Origin of the sequence: Klebsiella sp. CN_Kp075, assembly GCF_040065055.2 — a bacterium.
Classification (GTDB): domain Bacteria; phylum Pseudomonadota; class Gammaproteobacteria; order Enterobacterales; family Enterobacteriaceae; genus Klebsiella; species Klebsiella aerogenes.
In genome coordinates this window covers 1,340,273-1,363,443 of sequence record NZ_CM198050.1, presented here as the reverse complement: position 1 = coordinate 1,363,443, position 23,171 = coordinate 1,340,273, and the positions used below count along the sequence as shown (strand labels likewise).

16 protein-coding genes are annotated in these 23,171 nt (G+C 55.0%); 8 read left to right on the top strand and 8 right to left on the bottom strand.

Annotated features, from left to right (window positions below):
• Positions 1-65 precede the first annotated feature (65 nt).
• The 3 genes from uraA to ABLV78_RS06515 form a co-directional block, all read right to left on the bottom strand.
• On the bottom strand, positions 66-1,352 hold the full coding sequence (gene uraA / locus ABLV78_RS06525; protein WP_045379877.1) for a uracil permease: 1,287 nt from the start codon (positions 1,350-1,352) through the stop codon (positions 66-68).
• A 96-nt stretch (positions 1,353-1,448) separates the two neighbouring features.
• The gene (gene upp, locus ABLV78_RS06520; protein WP_015370402.1) at positions 1,449-2,075 is read right to left on the bottom strand and encodes a uracil phosphoribosyltransferase; all 627 of its coding nucleotides are present in this window, start codon (positions 2,073-2,075) and stop codon (positions 1,449-1,451) included.
• A gap of 196 nt (positions 2,076-2,271) precedes the next feature.
• Positions 2,272-3,702, bottom strand: a complete 1,431-nt coding sequence (locus ABLV78_RS06515; RefSeq protein ID WP_047043464.1) for a 6-phospho-beta-glucosidase — start codon at positions 3,700-3,702, stop codon at positions 2,272-2,274.
• Between the two features lie 249 nt (positions 3,703-3,951).
• On the opposite strand from ABLV78_RS06515, the gene purM reads away from it, so the two are divergent.
• Both purM and purN read left to right on the top strand, forming a co-directional pair.
• Complete coding sequence (gene purM / locus ABLV78_RS06510) at positions 3,952-4,989, top strand: phosphoribosylformylglycinamidine cyclo-ligase (protein ID WP_047043459.1); 1,038 nt, start codon at positions 3,952-3,954, stop codon at positions 4,987-4,989.
• Positions 4,986-5,627 carry a phosphoribosylglycinamide formyltransferase gene (gene purN / locus ABLV78_RS06505; protein WP_045392675.1) on the top strand — a complete coding sequence of 214 codons (642 nt, stop codon included), beginning with the start codon at positions 4,986-4,988 and terminating at the stop codon, positions 5,625-5,627. Before purM ends, purN begins: the two co-directional genes overlap by 4 nt.
• Positions 5,628-5,680: 53 nt before the next feature.
• Here the strand turns inward: purN and ABLV78_RS06500 are convergent, their stop codons facing one another.
• Positions 5,681-7,021: a glycoside hydrolase family 28 protein gene (locus tag ABLV78_RS06500; RefSeq protein WP_047043456.1), complete on the bottom strand. Its 1,341-nt coding sequence runs from the start codon at positions 7,019-7,021 to the stop codon at positions 5,681-5,683.
• Positions 7,022-7,381: 360 nt separating this feature from the next.
• Between ABLV78_RS06500 and ABLV78_RS06495 the strand changes: the two genes are divergently transcribed.
• Together ABLV78_RS06495 and bglB are read left to right on the top strand one after the other, a co-directional pair.
• Positions 7,382-8,893 carry an MFS transporter gene (locus ABLV78_RS06495; protein WP_512171881.1) on the top strand — a complete coding sequence of 504 codons (1,512 nt, stop codon included), beginning with the start codon at positions 7,382-7,384 and terminating at the stop codon, positions 8,891-8,893.
• Entirely contained in the window at positions 8,868-9,965 is a 1,098-nt protein-coding gene (bglB, locus tag ABLV78_RS06490; protein WP_348865198.1) for a beta-galactosidase BglB, read from the top strand. The genes ABLV78_RS06495 and bglB overlap by 26 nt, the downstream gene beginning before the upstream one ends.
• 5 nt (positions 9,966-9,970) lie before the next feature.
• Here bglB and ABLV78_RS06485 read toward each other — a convergent pair whose 3' ends face one another.
• Positions 9,971-11,629 carry a hypothetical protein gene (locus ABLV78_RS06485; RefSeq protein WP_047043542.1) on the bottom strand — a complete coding sequence of 553 codons (1,659 nt, stop codon included), beginning with the start codon at positions 11,627-11,629 and terminating at the stop codon, positions 9,971-9,973.
• Positions 11,630-11,806: 177 nt separating this feature from the next.
• On the opposite strand from ABLV78_RS06485, the gene ppk1 reads away from it, so the two are divergent.
• The gene (ppk1, locus tag ABLV78_RS06480; RefSeq protein ID WP_047043447.1) at positions 11,807-13,867 is read left to right on the top strand and encodes a polyphosphate kinase 1; all 2,061 of its coding nucleotides are present in this window, start codon (positions 11,807-11,809) and stop codon (positions 13,865-13,867) included.
• A 3-nt stretch (positions 13,868-13,870) separates the two neighbouring features.
• The gene (gene ppx, locus ABLV78_RS06475) at positions 13,871-15,397 is read left to right on the top strand and encodes an exopolyphosphatase (protein WP_045392691.1); all 1,527 of its coding nucleotides are present in this window, start codon (positions 13,871-13,873) and stop codon (positions 15,395-15,397) included.
• A gap of 48 nt (positions 15,398-15,445) precedes the next feature.
• On the opposite strand, the gene ABLV78_RS06470 is transcribed toward ppx, so the two are convergent.
• Complete coding sequence (locus tag ABLV78_RS06470; RefSeq protein WP_045392694.1) at positions 15,446-17,677, bottom strand: EAL domain-containing protein; 2,232 nt, start codon at positions 17,675-17,677, stop codon at positions 15,446-15,448.
• A gap of 370 nt (positions 17,678-18,047) precedes the next feature.
• Here ABLV78_RS06470 and ABLV78_RS06465 point away from each other — a divergent pair, with 370 nt between their 5' ends.
• Positions 18,048-18,239 carry a YfgG family protein gene (locus ABLV78_RS06465; protein WP_045392697.1) on the top strand — a complete coding sequence of 64 codons (192 nt, stop codon included), beginning with the start codon at positions 18,048-18,050 and terminating at the stop codon, positions 18,237-18,239.
• A gap of 268 nt (positions 18,240-18,507) precedes the next feature.
• Here ABLV78_RS06465 and guaA read toward each other — a convergent pair whose 3' ends face one another.
• Together guaA and guaB are read right to left on the bottom strand one after the other, a co-directional pair.
• A complete protein-coding gene (gene guaA / locus ABLV78_RS06460) occupies positions 18,508-20,085 on the bottom strand; it encodes a glutamine-hydrolyzing GMP synthase (RefSeq protein WP_015703162.1) in 1,578 nt (525 codons plus the stop codon).
• 69 nt (positions 20,086-20,154) lie between these two features.
• The gene (gene guaB / locus ABLV78_RS06455; RefSeq protein WP_015370334.1) at positions 20,155-21,621 is read right to left on the bottom strand and encodes an IMP dehydrogenase; all 1,467 of its coding nucleotides are present in this window, start codon (positions 21,619-21,621) and stop codon (positions 20,155-20,157) included.
• A gap of 158 nt (positions 21,622-21,779) precedes the next feature.
• On the opposite strand from guaB, the gene xseA reads away from it, so the two are divergent.
• A complete protein-coding gene (xseA, locus tag ABLV78_RS06450) occupies positions 21,780-23,153 on the top strand; it encodes an exodeoxyribonuclease VII large subunit (protein WP_047043444.1) in 1,374 nt (457 codons plus the stop codon).
• The last annotated feature ends 18 nt before the right edge of the window (positions 23,154-23,171 follow it).

Sequence of the window (23,171 nt, the reverse complement as noted above, 5' to 3'; positions counted from 1 at the left end):
AAGAGTTTAACACAGTTTTAGGTCCGGAGAGAACCGGGCAGGATCGCTGCCCGGTATCAGGATCGTTATTTCGCTTCTTCGCTATCCGCGGCGTCCAGCACCACTTCTTCCGGACGCAGGACGCTGATCAGTTTAAAGATCAGGCTCAGGCAGATACCGACGATCGTCGCCAGCGCCATGCCTTTCAGCTCCGCCGCGCCAATATGCACCTTGGCGCCGCTCACGCCGATGATCAGAATGACTGAGGTCAGAATCAGGTTCTGCGCTTTGCTGTAATCGACCTTTGATTCGATCAGCACGCGGATACCGGATGCGCCGATCACCCCGTACAGCAGCAGAGAAACGCCGCCCATCACCGGAACCGGGATAATCTGGATCGCCGCCGCCAGCTTCCCGACGCAGGAGAGCAGAATCGCGATAATCGCCGCACCGCCAATAACCCAGGTACTGTATACGCGGGTAATCGCCATCACGCCGATATTTTCACCGTAGGTGGTGTTTGGCGTCGAGCCAAAGAAACCGGAGACAATCGTCGACAGCCCGTTGGCGAACATCGAGCGGTGCAGACCCGGATCGCGGATCAGGTCGCGCTTAACAATATTGGCGGTCACCACCAGGTGCCCCACGTGCTCGGCAATGACCACCAGCGCGGCAGGCAGAATGGTGAAAATGGCAAACCACTCAAAGCGCGGGGTGTAGAAGGTCGGCAATGCGAACCAGTGCGCTTCGGCGATAGGCGTCGTATCGACTACGCCCATCACGAAGGAGAGCGCATAGCCCACCAGCACGCCGATAAGAATTGGGATAATCGCCAGGAAACCGCGGAACAGTACGGAACCAAAAACCGTCACCGCCAGCGTTACCATCGAAATAATAATGGTTTTGCTGTCGGGGGCTTGACCGTCAGCCGGCAGCAGCCCGGCCATATTCGCCGCCACGCCCGCCAGTTCCAGGCCGATAACCGCCACGATGGCGCCCATCGCCGCCGGCGGGAACATTACATCCAGCCAGCCGGTACCGGCTTTTTTGACAATAAAGGAGACGATGCAGAACAGGACGCCGCACATAATGAAGCCGCCGAGCGCCACTTCATAACCCAGCGGCAACAACAGTAACACCGGGGAGATAAAGGCGAAGCTCGACCCCAGATAGGCCGGAATTTTGCCTTTACAGATAAAGAGGTACAACAGCGTACCGATGCCGTTAAACAGCAGTACGGTAGCCGGGTTAATGTGGAACAGGATAGGCACCAGAACCGTTGCGCCAAACATGGCGAACAGATGTTGCAAACTAAGCGGGATTGTCTGTAAAAGCGGCGGTCTTTCACTCACCCCGATTGCACGGCGCGTCATAATATTATCCTCTGAGAGTCGTTTGTTATTTGTTGTGGGCGTGATTTATTCAAAAAAAAGCCGACTCTCAAAGTCGGCTTTTTATCACTTCATCATTTATTTGGTACCGAAAATCTTATCGCCGGCATCGCCGAGGCCCGGAATAATGTATCCGTGCTCGTTAAGGCCCTGGTCGACGGACGCGGTGTACAGCTCGACGTCAGGATGCGCTTTCTCCAGCGCGGCAATGCCTTCCGGCGCCGCCACCAGCACCAGCACCTTAATGCTCGAGCAGCCCGCTTTTTTCAGCAGGTCGATAGTCGCGATCATCGAACCGCCGGTTGCCAGCATTGGGTCAACCACCAGCGCCATACGCTCGTCAATGTTAGAAACCAGCTTCTGGAAGTAAGGAACCGGCTCCAGCGTTTCTTCATCACGGTAGATACCCACGACGCTGATACGCGCGCTCGGCACGTGCTCCAGCACGCCTTCCATCATCCCCAGACCGGCACGCAGAATGGGCACTACGGTAATTTTCTTCCCTTTGATCTGCTCAACTTCGACCGGACCGTTCCAGCCTTCGATGGTGACACGCTCGGTAGCGAGATCGGCGGTTGCTTCGTAGGTCAGTAAGCTACCAACCTCTGAGGCGAGTTCACGGAAGCGTTTAGTACTGATGTCATGCTCACGCATCAGGCCCAGCTTGTGTTTGACGAGTGGATGTTTCACTTCCACAATCTTCATTCTCTTTCTCCTCTGAGGGGCAGCCACAAAAAAAATCGCGGGATTATACCGCTTTTTGCGGATTGCGCCATACCCATCTTGCTTGACGTATATCAAACAAAGTGATTTATGGATTGTTACACATTATAAAACAAACAAAAAAAGCCGGAGGTTCCCCTTCGGCTTTTATATCTGGCAACGCTACGCTTGTTGGCAACTACAGGTTTTCGCCGTTACTCGCAATAACCTGCTGATACCAGGCAAAAGATTTTTTCCGGCTGCGGGCCAACGTACCGCGCCCCTCGTTATCTTTATCGACAAAGATAAATCCATAGCGCTTTTTCATCTCCCCGGTACCGGCGGAGACCAGGTCGATGCAGCCCCACGGGGTATACCCCATCAGGTCGACGCCATCTTCCACCACCGCTTTTTTCATTTCGGCAATATGGGCGCTGAGATAATCGATACGATACTGGTCGTCCACGCTGCCGTCCGCTTCACGCACGTCAATGGCGCCAAAGCCGTTTTCAACGATAAACAGCGGCAGTTGATAATGATCCCAGAACCAGTTGAGCGAGTAGCGCAGGCCAACCGGGTCAATCTGCCAGCCCCAATCCGATTTCTTCACGTACGGGTTGGAGACCAGGCTGGTGCTTTCGTCGTAATCCAGGTGCGGATTATCGTCAGTCGCTTTGGTGGCGAAGGACATATAGTAGCTAAAACCAATATAGTCGACACAGCCCTCTTGTAACGCCCGGCGGTCGGCGTCGGTAATATCCAGCGTAAAACCGCGGCGCGCGAAGTAGTTGAGCAGATGTTGCGGATAGCGACCGCGTACATGCACATCGGTAAACCAGTAACGACGATGCATGGCGTTCATCGCCATCATCATGTCGTCCGGCGCGCAGGTGAGCGGATAGATAGGACACATCGCGATCATACAGCCAATCTGCAGGGCAGGATTAATCTCGCGTGCCGCCTCTACCGCCAGCGCACTGGCGACTAGTTCATAATGGGCGGCCTGGAACATCACCGGTTCACGGTCTTCGCCGGGCTGATACTTCAGGCCCGAGTTGGTAAAGGGGGCGAAATCTTCATGGAAGTTGGCCTGGTTGTTGATCTCGTTAAAGGTCATCCAGTACTTCACTTTGTGCTGATAGCGGGTAAACACTACCTTCGCGAAGCGGACAAAGAAATCAATGAGTTTACGGTTGCGCCAGCCGCCGTATTCAGTCACCAGGTGGTAAGGCATCTCAAAATGGGAGAGCGTGATCACCGGTTCGATACCATATTTCAGGCACTCGTCGAACAGATCGTCATAGAATTGCAGGCCCGCTTCATTGGGCTCCAGCTCATCACCCAGCGGAAAAATGCGCGTCCAGGCAATTGAAGTACGGAAACACTTAAATCCCAGTTCGGCAAACAGCGCTACGTCTTCTTTATAACGATGATAAAAATCAATTGCCTCATGGTTGGGATAGTTATGACCAGGCAGTACGCCGTCGGTGATCGTTCGCGGCACCCCGTGGGCGCCTGCGGTCATCACGTCAGCGACGCTAATTCCCTTCCCTCCTTCTTGCCAGCCGCCCTCAAGCTGATGCGCCGCTACCGCGCCGCCCCACAGAAAACCTTCTTTGAATCCGGACATATGCTCTCCCTTTAGACGATCGTTATTCGCTTTTCACCAAACAGAAACCGGTTTCATTGGCATAATGATCATTCAACAAAGGCGAGGCAAGCAGAAGACTGTACCCGGTTTCATTTTCGTGAACAGTATCAAATTTGCTCATCTGTAAGCCGTTTTAAATCGAGTGTAAAGCGGGCTCGCAAACGTTTGCTTTCCCTGTTAGAATTGCGCCGATTTTTCTTGCTACCGCAAACGCGTGGAGACTTCGCAGTGACCGATAAAACCTCTCTCAGCTATAAAGATGCCGGCGTGGATATTGATGCAGGCAACGCTCTCGTCGACCGTATTAAGGGCGTGGTGAAGAAAACGCGTCGCCCGGAAGTGATGGGCGGACTGGGCGGATTCGGCGCGCTGTGCGCTCTGCCGCAGAAATACCGCGAACCGGTACTGGTCTCCGGCACCGACGGCGTCGGCACCAAGCTGCGTCTGGCGATGGACCTTAAACGTCACGACACTATCGGTATCGATCTGGTCGCCATGTGCGTTAATGACCTGGTGGTTCAGGGCGCCGAGCCGCTATTTTTCCTTGACTACTACGCGACCGGTAAACTGGACGTAGACACCGCGGCAAGCGTCATCAACGGCATCGCCGAAGGCTGCTTACAGTCCGGCTGCGCGCTGGTTGGCGGCGAAACGGCAGAGATGCCGGGTATGTACCATGGTGAAGATTATGACGTGGCCGGTTTCTGCGTCGGCGTGGTAGAAAAATCAGAAATCATCGACGGCAGCAAAGTGGCTGACGGCGACGTACTGGTCGCGCTTGCCTCCAGCGGCCCGCACTCTAACGGCTACTCGCTGGTACGTAAGATTATCGAAGTCAGCGGCGTTGACCCGCAGACCACCGACCTCAACGGCAAACTGCTGGCCGACCACCTGCTGGCGCCGACCCGTATTTATGTCAAATCGATTCTGAATCTGATTGCCAATGTCGACGTCCACGCTATCGCCCACCTGACCGGCGGCGGCTTCTGGGAAAATATCCCGCGCGTACTGCCGGACAACACCCAGGCAGTGATCGACGAGTCATCCTGGCAGTGGCCGGAAGTCTTCAACTGGCTGCAAACCGCCGGTAATGTCAGCAGCCACGAAATGTACCGCACCTTTAACTGCGGCGTCGGCATGCTGGTCGCGCTCCCGGCAGCCGAGGCGGATAAAGCTATCGCCCTGCTGAACGAGCAGGGTGAAAACGCGTGGAAAATCGGTTATATCAAGGCATCCGATGCCGAACAACGTGTGGTCATTGAATGAAAAACATTGTGGTGCTGATTTCCGGTAACGGCAGTAATCTACAGGCGATTATTGATGCCTGCGCCCGGAAGCAAATCAACGGCACCCTGCGTGCGGTATTCAGCAATAAGGCCGAAGCATTCGGCCTTGAGCGCGCCCGCGAGGCCGGTATTCCGGCCTTTGCGCTCTCGCCGAAAGCGTTTGATAGCCGCGAGGCCTTCGACCGCGAGCTGATGCAGCAAATCGACGCCTTTCAACCGGATTTGGTGGTGCTGGCAGGCTATATGCGCATCCTTAGCCCAGCGTTTGTTGACCACTATCAGGGGCGCTTGCTGAATATCCATCCTTCTCTGCTGCCGAAATATCCAGGGCTGCATACTCATCGCCAGGCGCTGGAAAACGGTGATGAGGAACATGGCACCTCGGTGCATTTCGTCACCGACGAGCTCGACGGCGGGCCGGTGATCTTACAGGCTCGGGTACCGGTATTTCCGGAAGACAGCGAAGATGACGTTACCGCCCGCGTTCAGGCGCAGGAGCACGATATCTACCCGCTGGTGGTGAGCTGGTTTGTTGATGGTCGCCTGCGTATGGAAGCTAACTCTGCGTGGCTGGATAATCGCAAGCTGCCGCCGCAGGGCTATGCCGCTGAAGAATAACTTGTTCTGGCCCCGGAGCAATCGCCGGGGCAACTTCCTCTCTTGTTTCCTCGCTAATTATCTCCGTTTTCCAGACATAGCGCGTTAGGGTTCCAGGCTGCCGGTAATGGGGTCGGGCGCTGATAATCAAATTCGCGCAGTGTCAGACCCGCTACGCCGTTAGCATACAGTACCGGCAAACCGCCGGGATAAGGCTCGACACCCCAAACGCGGCCGCTTTGCGGATTCAAACACCAGGCGTTATCAATCCCCATCCCGGTCGGCGACATCGGATTGCACGGCGGGCGGATATCATAAAGCCCCTGCTCCGCTGCCAGGTTCAGCTTCTGGGTTAGCTGCACGCCGTCAAACAGAATGCGCCGGATCTGACCTGGCGTTTCACTATGCAGGTTTATCGCGCCTTCGCACTCGCCAACCAGCCCGCGGAACTGGATCTGTGAGATTTCGCCGGGTTCAATCGCCGGATCGCGACGGCGCGCGGAAAGGAAAACAGGGTCCGCCTCGCCCCAATGACAGGCCGGCGCGCTCACGCAATCAAAAGCAATGCTGCTAAATATCATCCGCCGTAGCCGCCCGCCGTCGCGGGATATCAGGCCAATGCCGCGATTGGAGTCAAAGATAGTGCAGTTACTCACCAGCACATCTTCAATATCCCGCCAGGTTTCAGTACCAATTTTAAAGGCGCAGCTTTTCGAGCGCAGCGTGCAGTTAACGATGGTTACCTGACGCAACGGTCGCTGGATGCGCTCAGGTTTATCGGTGGTTTTCAAACAGATGGCATCATCCGCCGCGCTGAAATAGCTATTGGCGATATGGACCTGCTGGCAGCTGTCGATATCCAGCGCATCGGTATTAGCCATCGTCAAATCATTGTCGACGGTAACGCCGTCAACCACCACGCCCGTGCAGGAGACCAGATGGATTGTCCACATCGGGGCATGTCGTACGGTGATATTTTCCAGCCGGACGCGACGGCAATTCTCCAGCAAAATGATCCGCGGGCGCGCCCTGGCTGGCGTGCGGTAGCCCATGGCATCAACGCCACGGGAGAACCAGCCGTCAGCGCTGCCGTAAATCTCGCCGCCGCCGCAGATGGTAATATTCTGTGCATCCACAGCATACAGAAAGGCCCGATCTGAAGATTCCGCCCGGCTCAGCGCCGTCGCCTGAGCAAAGTCATCATAGTTTTCGCTAACGATAAGCTCGGCCCCCGGCGACAGCCACAGACAGGTGTTCGACCCTATCCGCAAACCGCCAAGCGCGTACCTGCCGCAATCAACTACCAACTGGCCGCCGCCCGCCTGCGCCAGTTCGTCCAGCGCCTGTTGAAAAAGTTCGGTATCCGGCGTCACGCCATCCGCATGGGGATGGCGCTGCGAAAGATAAATGTTCATAGCATGTCCTGGAAATCAACGTATTGGCTATCTCACCATCTCTCTCGCCCTCAGCGTAGGGTCGAAATCACTACCGCGGAAATATCTGCGTACCCTTTCACATTCCCCGTCACGCTCAGAGGAAAAACGTGAGATAACGCGCATAATTTACCGGCGAAAAAAATGAAAACAGGGCCGTTATCACAGTTATTGCCCTCTTCAACCGCAGCATATGTGAGCAGCATCACGGGATTTATTTCATTTTGTCGCCATTTGGCATGCTGCTCGCAGAACGGTACGAAAAACCGACTGTCGGGATTCTCGCCCCCCTCCCCCTCTTTTACTGTGCAACCTCGCATTCCTTACCAAAGAGATACGCTCATGACGAGGACAGTGACCCCGCAACGAGAAGTCAAAACCCGCAACATCCTCTGCTGGGGGATGGGCGATATTTTCGGCAGCGGCGCGATGACCATCACCGGCCTGTGGCTGCTCTACTTTTATATCGAAGTCGCCGGGCTCTCACCCGCCGCCGCGGCCTCTATTTTCGCCATCGCCAAGATTTGGGACGGCATCACGGATCCGGTGATGGGCTACATTACCGACAACATTCGCACCCGTTGGGGACGGCGACGGATCTTCTTCATTCTCGGCGCGCCGCTATCGCTCTGTTTCGCTCTGATGTGGATAAGTGGTTTTGGCTACGCCTGGTACCTTGGTACCTATCTACTATTCAGCACCGTCTTCACCCTGCTGATGGTGCCTTACGATACGCTGCCTGCAGAGATGACCACCCGCTATGATTTGCGCTCGAAAATGTCCGGCGCGCGAATGTTATTCGCTCAGGCGACAGCCTTTCTCGCGGCGCTGATCCCCGGGCAAATCATGGCCCACGTCGCCGATAAATCGCAGGCGTTTCTCTATATCGGCATTATCTTCGCCCTGCTTTTTGCCTTGCCGTGGATCTTCGTCTGGCGCGGTACCTGGGAGCGCGACAACCTCCCGCCTCCGCAGACGCAGCAAGGTTTAGGCAAAACGCTGCGTTCGCTGTATCGGGAAATGGCCTCGACCTTCCGTCTGCGGACCTTCCGTATTCATATCATGATGTACGTCGGCGGCGCGGTGGCGCTGGATATTTTCGGCTCGCTGTTTATGCACTATATGACCTACGTGCTGCGTGTCGGCACATCGCTGGCTTCGCAGGCCATGAGTCTGATGACGCTGTTTCAGTTCTTCGCGATCCCTTTATTTACCTGGCTTTGCATCCGCGTCGGCAACGGCAACGCCTATAAGGTGGCCATCGCGCTGATCCTCTGCGCGCTACTGTGGTTCAGCCAATTGACCGCTTCTTTCAACCATCTTTCCTGGCTGCTGCTCGGCGGCGCAATCGTGATGGGGATCGCCCGCGGCGGCACCTATCTTATCCCATGGAATGTCTACAATTTTCTGCCCGATATCGATGAAGCCTACACCGGCGTGCGCCGCGAAGGGATCTACGCTGGGGTGATGATGCTGACGCGCAAATTCTCCCAGGCGCTGGCGCTGTTTATCGTCGGCCTGGCGCTGGAAGCCTTTGGATTCACCAAAGGCGCCGAAACGCAGAATACCGCCGCGCTGAATGGCATCTGGTGGGTATTCCTCGTTGGCCCCGGCCTGCTGGCCCTACTGGCGATGTATGGCGCGTTTCGTTTTCGCTTGAGCCAGCCGCGACATCAAATCCTGATTAGCGAACTGGAGCGTCTGCGCGCCGGTGGTCATCCACAGGATGCCAGCCCGCTGGCACGCGAAACCATCGAGCTATTGACCGGCCATCCACATCGCAACGATCGCTGGCAACGCGCCGCCGTTTCTTCTCAAGGAAATCACTATGTCGCAGAAAAACAACCGTCCTGAATTACAGTCACTCATCGAAGCGCTAATCGGCAACTTAACCGCGATTACCGACGATAGCGGCCAGTATTTGCAACGGCTGGCGGATGGCCGGGTGGTTGACACCAAAGGTTGGGACGGCTGGGAGTGGACGCATGGCATCGCCCTGTTTGGCCTGTTTCGCTACCAGCAACTGACAGGATCGCTTCGGGCTCGTGAACTTATTGACGGCTGGTTTAGCGCCCGCTTCGCCGAGGGCACGCCGGAAAAAAACATCAATACCGCTTGCCCGTTTTTAACCCTGGCGCTGCGCTATCAACAGACGCCTCGCAGCGACTGGCGCGCCTACCTGGAAAGCTGGGGAGACGCTATATATCGCCAGATGCCGCGTACCGATGAAGGCTGCCTGCAGCACGTCACCTATGAGGCTCCCCATCATCAACAAATCTGGGACGATACGCTAATGATGGCGGTGCTGCCGCTGGCGATGCTCGGCAAAATGTTTGGTAAATCGCGCTGGCTAGAAGAGGCGAAATTTCAGTTTTTGCAGCACCTGCACTATTTAAGCGACCGCCAAAGCGGCCTGTGGTTTCACAGCTGGCATTTCAACGGCAGACACCATTTCGCCGGCGCGCTGTGGGCTCGCGGCAATAGCTGGATAACGCTGGCGATACCGGAGCTACTGGAGATGCTCGATCTCGACGAGCACGACGCCTTTTACCGCCAGTTGCAAAATACTCTGCAAATTCAGGTCAGCGCCCTTGCCCGCTGCCAGGCCGAAAACGGCCTATGGCCGACGCTGCTCAACGAGCCGGATAGTTATCTGGAAGCCTCTGCGACGGCGGGGTTTGCCGCGGGTATTTTCAAGGCGGTGCGCCTCGGCTACCTCGACGACGCGTTTCTGCCGGTCGCCGAGCGGGCCTGCCGGGGTATAATCGAACATATCTCGCCGCAAGGAGAGTTAACGCAGGTGTCATTTGGCACAGCGATGGGCAACGACCTCGACCACTATCGTAATATCCCCCTGACCGCCATGCCCTACGGCCAGGCAATGGCGATACTGTGCCTGGTTGAAGCCCTACGTCGCACCCTTTAATGCAGTTACCTGAGTGCCGCCAGTTCGGTGCTCAGGCTATCCGCCAGATTACGTGCTCGTACAGGATCGAACATCACGTAAAACGCCGGCGAGGCCTCGCCAATCTGCTGACAAAGCGTTTCCATTTCCGATGCGCAGCGATATAACGCCTGCACGTTGATATGGCAAATTTCCCGCATGCTCCAGCTGTTTTCCACCTCTCGGGCGTAGTGCAGGGTAAAGAAGGCCTTTTGCGCATGGGTAAATAACTGACAATAGAGCGGCAGTCCCTGCCACTCTTCACGCCACCGAAGCGCCAGCGCGGCGGGAAAATCCGCGGTGAGAGCGAACGCTTGCGCCGCTATCCCCAACTGCTGCGCGCTGGCTGCGACTTCATCTTTTTCTTGCGCGATTTGCGTGAGATTAGCCATCGACTTCTGCGGGTCATCGCGGGTGAAGTGGATATCCTGCGCCGAACCGGGTAACCAGTGGCTACGCGCCAGTTGTCCGTAAAGGCTCCACACCGCCTGGCCGTAGCTTTCAGGCAATTGGCTATGGCGATGGAAAACATGGTCACGCACATATATTGACTGGTAGAGCGTCTGCGTCGCCTGTTCAAGCAGCAACTGGAACTGCTGCGCGACATCGGCTGACGGACACCAGCCGTAACGTTGCGCCAGCCATTGCACCAGTAACTGCTGCTGATTTTTTACCGCCCCTTCACCCAGCAACTGACTACAGGCGAAGAGGTTGCATTCGCTTAGCGTCGCAGGGATCCAGTGATTATCGATACTTTCCCAACTGGTTTTACAGATAGCGCCGGTAATGCGCGGGTTGCGACTCTGACACCACAACAGTCGCCCCTGCAGCTCATCAATACGTAAAAACGGCATGACGCCCCATCCCACTTCTTCGCCGGCAAGATCGATATCGATCCATACATCCCGCGTCTGCACCGCCAACAGCGCCGGATTGTTAGGGAAAGCAGGCCAGAAACGTTCCGGCGTGAGTTTTATCGATACCGAAACCGCAGGCGGCAGCGGTTCAATCGCATCCAGTACGACGCTGAGATCGTCATTGCTGGCCGGGAAAACTCGCAGTACCAGATGCTTATTTTGCGCGGCTACCGCCTGGCTCAGGGCATTAAAGCAGCGGCGATAGAGCATCAAGCTTTGCGCCGGCTGGCGAAGACCGTCGCTTTGCCTGACCCACTGCGGGCGAGAGATCGGCAGTAAACCGTCGGTACTGGAGAGTGCAATAATCAAACCGGTGAGCGCCGGCACGCTTTGGCACACGGCGCGCACTTTGTCAGTTAACCAGCGGCTCCAGAAATCGACATCAAAACGCACCCCGCGCGGGGTATCCAGCAGTTCCGGATGCGCTAATAACAGTTCGGTGGGAAAGCTAAGTTCTTTCGCCTGCAGATAAAATCGCAACCCCTGTTCACGACAGCGCAACGCCAGGCGATTGAGATAGATACAGCGCGCTCGTTGTTGGCTCGACAAGCGGTCGTTATAGTCAAAAGGCGTATACCCCTGTGGCGCAACCAGCTTGCCAAATAGCTCGGCCTGCCCCACCACCACGGTATTAAAATCATGCTCAATTGCGTATTCAATCAACCGACAGGCCGACGGCCAGTGCCAGATATCCTGATTGTTAAGCTCCAGCGCCCGCGTTTCCCACATCGTTTCGCCCTCCATTTCGCCCCTGACTGAACATAACGTAAGCAAACAAACGCGTCCGCTTTTTCCTGACATCCGATTGAAAGAAAACTGTCATATTGCTTTGACATAGTTGGACATTCAATGGCAAAGCTCGCCATAATGAAAAAGCGACGTCAATGATCCGGAGTGTGAGTTGTAATGGGCCAGGAAAAGCTATACATCGAAAAAGAACTCAGCTGGTTGTCCTTTAACGAGCGCGTACTTCAGGAAGCGGCAGACAAGAGTAACCCGCTTATCGAGCGCATGCGCTTCTTAGGAATTTACTCCAATAACCTTGATGAGTTTTACAAAGTGCGTTTCGCTGAACTTAAGCGACGCATTCTTATCAGTGAAGAACAAGGTAGTACCGCCCATTCACGTCATCTGTTAGGTAAAATCCAGGCCCGCGTGCTCAAGGCCGATCAGGAATTTGATGGTCTTTATAATGAACTGCTGCTGGAAATGGCGCGTAATCAGATCTTCCTGATTAACGAACGCCAGCTGTCCGTTAATCAGCAGTCCTGGCTGCGCAACTACTTCAAACAGTATCTTCGCCAGCATATTTCGCCGATTCTGATCAATCGCGAAACGGATCTGGTTCAATTCCTGAAAGATGATTACACCTATCTGGCGGTGGAGATTATCCGCGGCGATACCATTAACTACGCGCTGCTGGAAATTCCATCCGATAAGGTGCCGCGCTTTGTGAACCTGCCGCCGGAAACGCCGCGACGCCGCAAGCCAATGATTCTGCTGGATAACATTCTGCGTTACTGCCTGGATGATATCTTCAAGGGCTTCTTTGACTACGATGCCCTTAATGCATACTCGATGAAAATGACCCGTGATGCCGAGTACGATCTGGTACACGAAATGGAATCGAGCCTGATGGAGCTGATGTCCTCGAGCCTGAAGCAGCGCTTAACCGCCGAGCCGGTACGTTTTGTCTACCAGCGCGATATGCCGGACGCGATGGTTGAAATGCTGCGCGATAAGCTCTCCATCTCCAACTACGATTCAATGCTGCCGGGCGGGCGTTATCACAACTTTAAAGACTTTATCGGTTTCCCGAATGTTGGCAAGGCCAACCTGGTCAACAAACCGATGCCGCGCCTGCGCCACCTGTGGTTCGATAAATTCCGCAACGGCTTTGACGCCATCCGCGAACGCGACGTACTGCTCTACTATCCGTATCATACCTTCGAGCACGTGCTTGAACTGCTGCGTCAGGCCTCGTTCGATCCAAGCGTGTTGGCAATCAAAATCAATATTTACCGCGTCGCTAAGGATTCACGGATTATCGATTCGATGATCCACGCCGCCCACAATGGTAAAAAAGTGACCGTGGTGGTTGAACTGCAGGCGCGCTTCGATGAAGAGGCCAATATTCATTGGGCTAAACGTCTGACTGAAGCCGGCGTACACGTTATCTTCTCGGCGCCGGGGCTGAAGATCCACGCCAAACTATTCCTCATTTCACGTAAAGAAGGCGATGAGGTAGTACGTTATGCACATATCGGCACCGGCAACTTCAACGAGAAAACCGCTCGTATCTACACCGACTATTCATTACTCACTGCCGACGCGCGCATCACCAATGAAGTCCGTCGCGTATTTAACTTTATCGAAAACCCTTACCGACCCGTCAGCTTCGACTACCTGCTCGTATCGCCGCAGAACTCGCGTCGTCTGCTGTATGAAATGATCGATCGCGAAATCGCCAATGCGCAGAATGGGCAACCGTCCGGAATTACGCTTAAATTAAATAATCTGGTCGATAAAGGGCTGGTGGACAGACTCTACGCCGCCTCCAGCACCGGCGTACCGGTGAACCTGCTCATCCGCGGCATGTGCTCGCTGATCCCGGGTCTTGAGGGGATTAGCGAAAATATTCGCGTTATTAGTATCGTTGACCGTTTCCTTGAGCACGACAGGGTCTATTGTTTTGAAAACGGTGGTGATAAACAGGTGTGGTTATCCTCCGCCGACTGGATGACGCGCAATATCGACTATCGTATCGAAGTGGCCGTACCGCTGCTGGACCCGCGTCTGAAGCAACGCGTACTGGATATTCTCGATATCCTGTTCAACGATACCGTAAAAGCGCGCTATCTTGATAAAGAACTGAGTAATCGCTACGTGCCACGCGGCAATCGTCGCAAAGTACGCGCACAGATGGCGATTTACGATTATCTCAAATCACTCGAACAACCCGATTAACCTATGCCAATAAACGAAAAAACACCTCGGCCGCAGGAGTTCGCTGCGGTCGACCTTGGTTCGAACAGTTTTCATATGGTGATCGCCCGTGTCGTCGACGGGGCAATGCAGATCATCGGTCGCCTCAAGCAGCGCGTCCACCTGGCCGATGGCCTGGATGAAAACTCGGTGTTGAGCGAAGAAGCGATTACTCGCGGGCTGAACTGCCTGTCGTTGTTTGCTGAACGTCTGCAGGGGTTCTCCCCTTCCAGCGTTTGTATCGTCGGGACGCATACCCTGCGCCAGGCGGCTAACGCGGCGGATTTTCTCAAACGAGCGGAAAAAGTCATTCCTTACCCCATCGAGATAATCTCCGGTAACGAAGAAGCGCGTCTGATTTTTATGGGCGTTGAACACACGCAACCGGAACGCGGACGTAAGCTGGTTATCGACATCGGCGGCGGTTCGACCGAGCTCGTCATCGGCGAAGATTTCGAGCCCCGCCTGGTGGAAAGCCGACGTATGGGCTGCGTAAGCTTCTCGCAGGCCTATTTCGCCGGCGGCGTTATCAATAAAGAAAACTTCCAGCGCGCGCGCCTGGCGGCGGTGCAGAAACTGGAAACCCTGGCCTGGCAATTCCGTATTCAGGGGTGGAACGTGGCGCTGGGCGCCTCTGGCACCATCAAAGCAGCGCACGAAGTGCTGGTCGCGATGGGTGAAAAGGACGGATTCATTACCCCAGAACGCCTTGAAATGCTGGTCAGTGAACTGCTGAAGAATAAAAACTTCGATTCATTAAGCCTGCCGGGATTGTCGGAAGACCGTAAAGCGGTATTCGCGCCCGGTCTGGCCATTTTGTGCGGGGTATTCGACGCGCTGGCGATCAAAGAGCTGCGCCTGTCCGACGGCGCGCTGCGCGAAGGCGTGCTGTACGAGATGGAAGGTCGCTTCCGCCACCAGGATATTCGCAGCCGTACGGCCCAGAGCCTCGCAAACCAGTACAATATCGATCGCGAGCAGGCGCGCCGGGTACTGGAGACCACCACTCAGATGCTCGAGCAGTGGCAGGAACAAAACCCGAAACTGGCGAATCCGCATCTGTCCGCCCTGCTGAAGTGGGCGGTAATGCTACATGAAGTGGGGCTGAACATTAACCACAGCGGCATGCATCGCCACTCCGCCTATATCCTGCAAAATAGCGATCTACCGGGCTTTAATCAGGAGCAGCAGATGCTGATGGCTACGCTGGTGCGCTATCACCGCAAAGCTATCAAGCTTGATGATCTGCCGCGTTTTACCTTGTTTAAGAAAAAACAATTCTTGCCGCTGATCCAACTGCTGCGTCTGGGCGTATTGCTGAATAATCAGCGTCAGGCGACGACTACGCCGCCAAAACTGACATTGAAGACGGAAGCCAATCACTGGACATTAATTTTCCCCCACGACTGGTTTAGCCAGAACGCGTTAGTGCTACTGGATCTGGAGAAAGAGCAAGAATACTGGGAAGGCGTGCCGGAATGGCTGCTGAAAATTACTGAAGAAGAAGCGTAAAGCTGGATTCTTTCACTAAAACGGCCGGGTCATACGCCCGGCCGTTTTTTATGCGACGTCAGCCGCGCAGGCCAGCTGTTCTATCGGAACCGGCATACCAATGTCATAGCCCTGCATATAATCAATCCCCAGTGAAATCACCGCCTGGCGGATCTCCGGCGATTCCACATATTCCGCCACTACCTGCATGTTTTTGATTTGCGCTAACCGGCAAATCGACGCTACGACCTGATAATCCAGGCTACTGGTGACCAGATTACGGATAAAGCTACCGTCAATTTTCAGCATGTCGACGTTAAGCGTTTTCAGCCGCGCATAGCTGGCATAGCCGGTGCCAAAATCATCAATCGCCACCCGGCATCCCAATTCCTGCAACCGCGCGAGCGTTTGTTGCGCCTGCTCCGGATTACTGAGCGAGTGGTTTTCCGTCAGTTCAAAAATAAGCTGCCACGGCTCGATATTATAATGATGCAGCATTTCCTCGACTTCATCCGGGAAACGGCTGCGACTGACCGAGACTGGCGACAGATTGATGGCCAGACGCATGCCTGGCAACGTATGGCGATTATCGTTCATAAAAGCCAGCGTATTGTCGATAACCCAGCTGTCGATGCGCGAAGCCAGGCCAAATTCGTGCGCCGCGGACAAAAAATTATCCGGCGCAACCAGCTCGCCCTGCTCGCCAACCATGCGTAACAGGACTTCATGATAGCTATCGCCGCGCATGCCGACAATTGGCTGCGCCATCAGCCGAAAGCGATTCTGCTCCAGCGCCTGCAGGATCTGGTTCATCATGGACACGCGTTCTTTTAGCCCCTGTTGAACGTGAACGGCGCCGCGGCGCTGCACGTTTTCCGGCTGTCCGCTGGTTAACGACATGTCGGCAATATTATTCAGTTCACCGAGCAGTAAATACAGATGCTTGACCGGAGAGCGCACGTTGCAATAGCTGATCCCGACGGGCGGCTGCAGCGGAATACCATCCCAAATGAAACGGAACTGCTTAATCCGCTCATCCAGCATCACAATGCGTTTTTGATGATCGTCGCTATTCAGGCGTACCACAAGGTCATGGCCCGAAAGATGACAGACCATTTCGTTTGGCTGCAGTAGGTGACTCAAATACTCCGACAGCTGCTGCTTATACTGAATTCGCAGCATCACGCCGTAGTGCCGCCCGAGCAGCTCCAACTCTGGCATGCGTAAAAAGCACAGTACCGACCAGGTCGAGTGGTTTAGCGCCCGGCTCAGGGCGCGCAAATTTGGCATATGAACGACCGGGTCGAGAAAGGCCATTCTGCGAACCCGACGGTGGATCATCCGCTGCTGCGTCGCCAGCATTGCCATATAAGCGATAATAAAAGAGAAAACCAGGTAGCTGGAGGAGGTAATCGCCAGCTGGTTATTGTAGATGGGGGAAAATGGCAAGTAGCTGTAATGAAAATGGATGACCAGAATTAATATCGGCGGCCACACCAGGGAAATAAAACGATAACCAAAGCGCATCGCTCCCCATAACATGACCGGCATAAGTAATGACAATGTATAATTTGTGCTAAATATCGTGCTGTTGACATTTAACGGCATGAATAATAAAGCCAGTATTATTAACAATGCTATTGCCCAGACAATAATTTCCAGCGGTTTTATTTTTTGGTCGATTTGTAAACGCACCTGGGATATAAAGCCGCGTAAATGCAAAGGATTACGAATAACGCGCAGCAAAAAATAGCACAGCGGCACGCCGGTCAGACAACCGACCATCAGCGCCTGAAAAGTGATTAACGATCGTAAACTAAATGGCGTCGTCCCAACCAGCTCCGCCGCGCGCGGATGCAGACCCAGATACTCCGCAAGTTGCGAGATAATGAGAAAAATCACCGAAGGCAGCAGCATTTGCCAGAACAATCGATGCGGCATCAGGGCAACATTGCCGTGGGAAATCTGCTGGCGGCGCGGAACGAAAATACGATATCCGCCCCAGCACAGCACCGCGGGGATCAAAAAATGAAATAACACGCCGATGGCCTGCTCAAAGGTCATGCCGCGCGTAATGGTCAGCAGCAAGCCGATAACAATGCCAGGCAATGCCGCCCAGCCAAAAAATAGCATCAGGCTTAATACTAGCGCCAGCGGAAGGTAATACAGGAAGACGGTATGACCGTTAAGATTCGCGAATGTATTCGCAGCGCGCGCTAATGGCAACAGCAACGTAGGTAAGACGAGCGGTAGTGCCCACCATTTATCCTGATATCGTTTGTATAGTTTAATAATACTCATAGATGCTCGACAGATTACCCCAACTCCTGCGGAGTATATTCAGACAGGCATCCAACCCGACCAGGCTAACCGCGAAAGTAATAACGATGCGGAACAGATGGTCGATTTTAGTGAGCAACAGAATCAAGCAATTGACGCAAATCAATAAACTATTTAGCTAATATTAATAAAACTTATTTTTTTGCGACCTTGTGCAACAACCAAAATCCGTGTAAATACGATGTTCATCTTATATAACATTAAGTAATGTTTTAGCTCTACGATTTTTACACCGCCGACAATTGACCCCACCGCTATACTATGACTTAATAGCCCCATTGCCCGTCTTCGGGTATACTTCAAGGAACCTTTTGTGAGTCAGGCACCCAGTATGCGTAAACGACATCGATTTAACCGTCGCATGACCCGTATCGTACTACTTATCAGTTTTCTCTTCTTCTTTGGACGCTTTGTCTACTCCTCTATCGGCGCCTGGTACCATCATCAGGGCAAGCAAGAGTCGCAGCAATCGACCATCACCATTGATGCTCCCGCGACGCCAACCACTCCAGCCCAGGAATAACGCCTACGGCCAATGTAACGGCTCTTTCGAGAACCCGCGCCCTTCCGCTTTATCTTTCTGTGACAGGGTAAGCAACTGCAGCAAAAATTGACATTCACCCGTCGCGGCGTTCTTTTAACGTTGCTGATTGACTCGACTTCATGGCGTGTTCGCTAATCGTCAGGCATCGTTTTTAATCCAGACCATATGCCCAACTGACATCAAACATCATTACGGGCATAAAAAAACCCTCTGTAAACAGAGGGTTTCGTTCAGCTATCAGCAGGAATTATTCCCACTCAATAGTCGCTGGCGGCTTGCCGCTGATGTCGTACACCACGCGGGAAATACCGTTAACTTCGTTGATGATGCGGTTGGAGACGCGGCCGAGGAAATCATACGGCAGGTGCGCCCAGTGCGCGGTCATAAAGTCGATGGTTTCTACCGCACGCAAGGAGACGACCCAGTCGTACTTACGACCATCGCCCATCACACCGACGGAGCGAACCGGCAGGAACACGGTGAATGCCTGGCTTACTTTGTCATACAGGTCGGCTTTGCGCAGTTCTTCAATGAAGATAGCGTCCGCGCGACGCAGTAGGTCGCAGTACTCTTTCTTCACTTCGCCAAGTACGCGAACGCCGAGGCCCGGCCCCGGGAACGGGTGGCGGAACAGCATGTCGTACGGCAGGCCCAGCTCCAGACCAATCTTACGCACTTCGTCTTTAAACAGCTCTTTCAGCGGCTCAACGAGGCCCATCTTCATTTCTTTCGGCAGGCCGCCAACGTTGTGGTGAGACTTGATGACGTGCGCTTTACCGGTCGCGGAAGCGGCGGATTCGATCACGTCAGGGTAGATAGTGCCCTGCGCCAGCCATTTCACGTCTTCCAGCTTCAGCGCTTCTTCGTCAAACACTTCAACGAAGACGCGGCCAATGATTTTACGCTTCGCTTCCGGATCGTTTTCGCCCTTCAGCGCGGTCAGGAAGCGATCTTCCGCCGCAACGTGTACGATGTTCAGGCCGAAACGGTCGCCGAACATATCCATAACCTGCTCGGCTTCGTTCAGGCGCAGCAGGCCGTTATCCACGAATACGCAGGTCAGATTTTTACCGATGGCGCGATGCAGCAGCATCGCGGTAACGGAAGAGTCAACGCCGCCGGACAGGCCGAGGATGACTTTATCTTCACCCACCTGCTGACGAATACGCTCAACCGCGTCGTCGATGATCTTCGCCGGCGTCCACAGCGCTTCACACTGGCAGATGTCGCGCACGAAGCGCTCCAGCATACGCAGCCCCTGACGGGTGTGGGTGACTTCCGGGTGGAACTGTACGCCGTAGAAGCGTTTTTCTTCATTCGCCATGATGGCGAACGGGCAGCTCTCAGTGCTGGCGACGGTCACAAAGTCGGAAGGGATAGCGGTGACTTTATCACCATGGCTCATCCACACGTCCAGCAGCGGCTTACCGTCAGCGCTCAGCGCATCTTCGATGCCTTTGATCAGCGCGCTGTCGGTCTGCACTTCCACCTGCGCGTAACCGAACTCGCGCTCGTTGGAAGCTTCAACGTGGCCGCCCAGCTGCATGGCCATGGTCTGCATGCCGTAGCATACGCCGAATACCGGTACGCCGGCCTCGAAGACGTACTGCGGCGCGCGCGGGCTGTTGTCTTCGGTAGTGCTTTCCGGGCCGCCGGAAAGAATGATGCCGTTCGGGTTGAACTCGCGGATTTGAGCTTCGGTCACGTCCCAAGCCCAGAGTTCGCAATAGACCCCTAACTCACGTACGCGACGTGCAACCAGCTGGGTGTACTGTGAACCGAAGTCCAGGATAAGAATGCGATGTTTATGAATGTTATCCGTCATTGACGTTAATTCCAGAGAAGTAGCGATGATTGAATAAAAATCGCCCGGCGCGTAGCCGGGCGATGAAAATCAGGAGCCCATGCGGTAGTTCGGGGATTCCTTGGTGATCGTCACGTCGTGAACGTGGCTCTCCTGGATGCCCGCGCCGCTGATGCGCACGAACTCTGCTTTGGTACGCAGTGCATCAATAGTACCACAACCGGTCAGACCCATACAGGAGCGCAGGCCGCCCATCTGCTGGTGAATGATCTCTTTCAGGCGGCCTTTATAGGCAACGCGGCCTTCGATACCTTCCGGTACCAGTTTGTCAGCGGCGTTATCGCTCTGGAAGTAACGGTCAGAGGAACCTTTAGACATCGCGCCCAGGGAACCCATACCGCGGTAGGATTTATAAGAACGGCCCTGATAGAGCTCGATTTCACCCGGGGATTCTTCGGTACCGGCCAGCATGGAGCCTACCATCACCGCGGCGGCGCCTGCGGCAATCGCTTTTGCGATATCGCCGGAGAAGCGGATACCGCCATCGGCGATAACCGGAATACCGGTGCCTTCCAGCGCTTCAACCGCGTCAGAAACAGCGGTGATCTGCGGAACGCCTACGCCGGTAACGATACGGGTAGTACAGATGGAGCCAGGGCCAATACCCACTTTCACCGCGCTGACGCCCGCTTCCGCCAGGGCACGAGCGCCCGCGCCGGTCGCCACGTTGCCGCCGATGATTTGCAGGTCAGGATATTTAGCGCGCGTTTCGCGAATACGCTGCAGAACGCCTTCGGAGTGACCGTGAGAGGAGTCGATCAGCAGAACGTCAACGCCTGCGGCGACCAGCGCGTCAACGCGCTCTTCGTTACCGGCGCCAGCGCCAACGGCGGCGCCAACGCGCAGACGACCGTGCTCGTCTTTACACGCATTCGGTTTACGTTCCGCTTTCTGGAAATCTTTTACGGTGATCATGCCGCGCAGATGGAAGCTATCATCCACTACCAGCGCTTTTTCTACGCGTTTTTCGTGCATTTTCGCGAAGACCACTTCACGGCTTTCGCCTTCACGTACGGTGACCAGGCGCTCTTTCGGCGTCATATAAACGCTGACCGGCTGATTCAGGTCGGTAACAAAACGCACGTCGCGGCCGGTGATAATGCCGACCAGTTCGTTGTCTTCGGTCACTACCGGATAACCGGCGAAACCGTTACGTTCGGTCAGTTCTTTCACTTCGCGCAGGGTGGTAGTCGGCAGAACGGTCTGTGGATCGCTTACCACGCCGGATTCATGTTTCTTCACGCGGCGGACTTCTTCAGCCTGGCGCTCGATTGACATGTTTTTATGAATAAAGCCGATGCCGCCTTCCTGGGCCAGGGCAATTGCCAGGCGCGCTTCAGTTACGGTATCCATCGCCGCGGAGAGCATAGGAATATTCAGACGAATCGTTTTCGTCAGCTGCGTGCTGAGATCGGCGGTATTCGGCAGAACGGTAGAATGAGCGGGAACAAGGAGGACGTCGTCAAACGTCAGGGCTTCTTTAGCGATACGTAGCATGGGCAATATCTCGACCAGGGTGGATAAATATTGCCGTGGCATTATACAGAGCGTAACCGATTGCATCCACCCTTTTTTGCAAATAATACTTGCGATCCCCTCTCAGCGCGTTACTATCGACTGAATAACCTGCTGATTTAGAATTTGATCTTGCTCACATGTTGCCATCTCAATCCCCTGCAATATTTACGGTCAGCCGCCTGAATCAGACGGTTCGCTTACTGCTGGAACGCGAAATGGGCCAGGTCTGGATAAGCGGCGAGATCTCTAACTTCAGCCAGCCCTCTTCCGGCCACTGGTACTTCACCTTAAAAGACGATAACGCCCAGGTGCGCTGCGCGATGTTTCGCAACAGCAACCGCCGCGTCACGTTTCGCCCGCAGCATGGCCAGCAGGTGCTGGTTCGCGCCAACATTACGCTTTACGAGCCGCGCGGCGACTACCAGATCATCGTCGAAAGCATGCAACCCGCCGGTGAAGGCCTGCTGCAGCAGAAATATGAGCAGCTCAAAGCGCTCCTGACGGCGGAAGGGTTATTCGATCAAAGTCACAAGCAGGCGCTCCCCTCACCCGCGCACTGCGTCGGCGTTATCACCTCCAAAACCGGCGCCGCGCTGCATGATATTTTACATGTGTTGAAACGACGCGATCCCTCGCTGCCGGTGATCATCTATCCCACGGCGGTGCAAGGCGATGATGCGCCGGGGCAAATCGTGCGCGCGATAGCAGTAGCCAACCAGCGCCAGGAGTGCGACGTGCTGATCGTCGGGCGCGGCGGCGGTTCGCTGGAAGATTTATGGAGCTTTAACGATGAACGGGTCGCGCGGGCGATTTTCGCCAGCCGCATTCCGGTAGTGAGCGCCGTCGGCCATGAAACCGACGTCACCATCGCCGATTTCGTCGCCGACCTGCGGGCGCCGACGCCCTCTGCGGCGGCAGAGATCGTCAGCCGCAATCAGCAGGAGCTTCTGCGTCAGCTACAGTCCGGCCAGCAGCGCCTGGAGATGGCGATGGATTACTTCCTCGCCAACCGCCAGCGCCGCTTTACGCAGTTGTTTCACCGCTTACAGCAGCAGCATCCGCAACTGCGTTTAGCGCGTCAGCAGGCCGAACTGGAACGCCTGCGTCAGCGGATGCGCTTTGCGCTGGAAAGCCAGCTCAAACGTGCCGACCAGCGCCAGCAGCGCGCCGCGCAGCGGTTGAATCAGCAAAACCCGCAGCCGCGCATCCATCGCGCGCAGTCGCGTATTCAGCAACTGGAGTATCGTCTGGCGGAAAATATTCGCGCCCGACTGAGCGAGCAGCGCGAGCGTTTCGGCAATACCGTGACGCATCTGGAAGCCGTCAGCCCGCTGGCGACGCTGGCTCGTGGCTATAGCGTCACCTCAGCCGGTGACGGCAAGGTACTGAAAAAAATCAAACAGGTGCAGGCTGGCGATGTTGTCACTACCCGGCTGGAAGATGGTTGGGTCGAAAGCGAAGTGACAACCATTACCCCGGTGAAGAAAACGCGCGCCCGCAAAAAAGTCTGATTATCCCCCCGTTTCAAG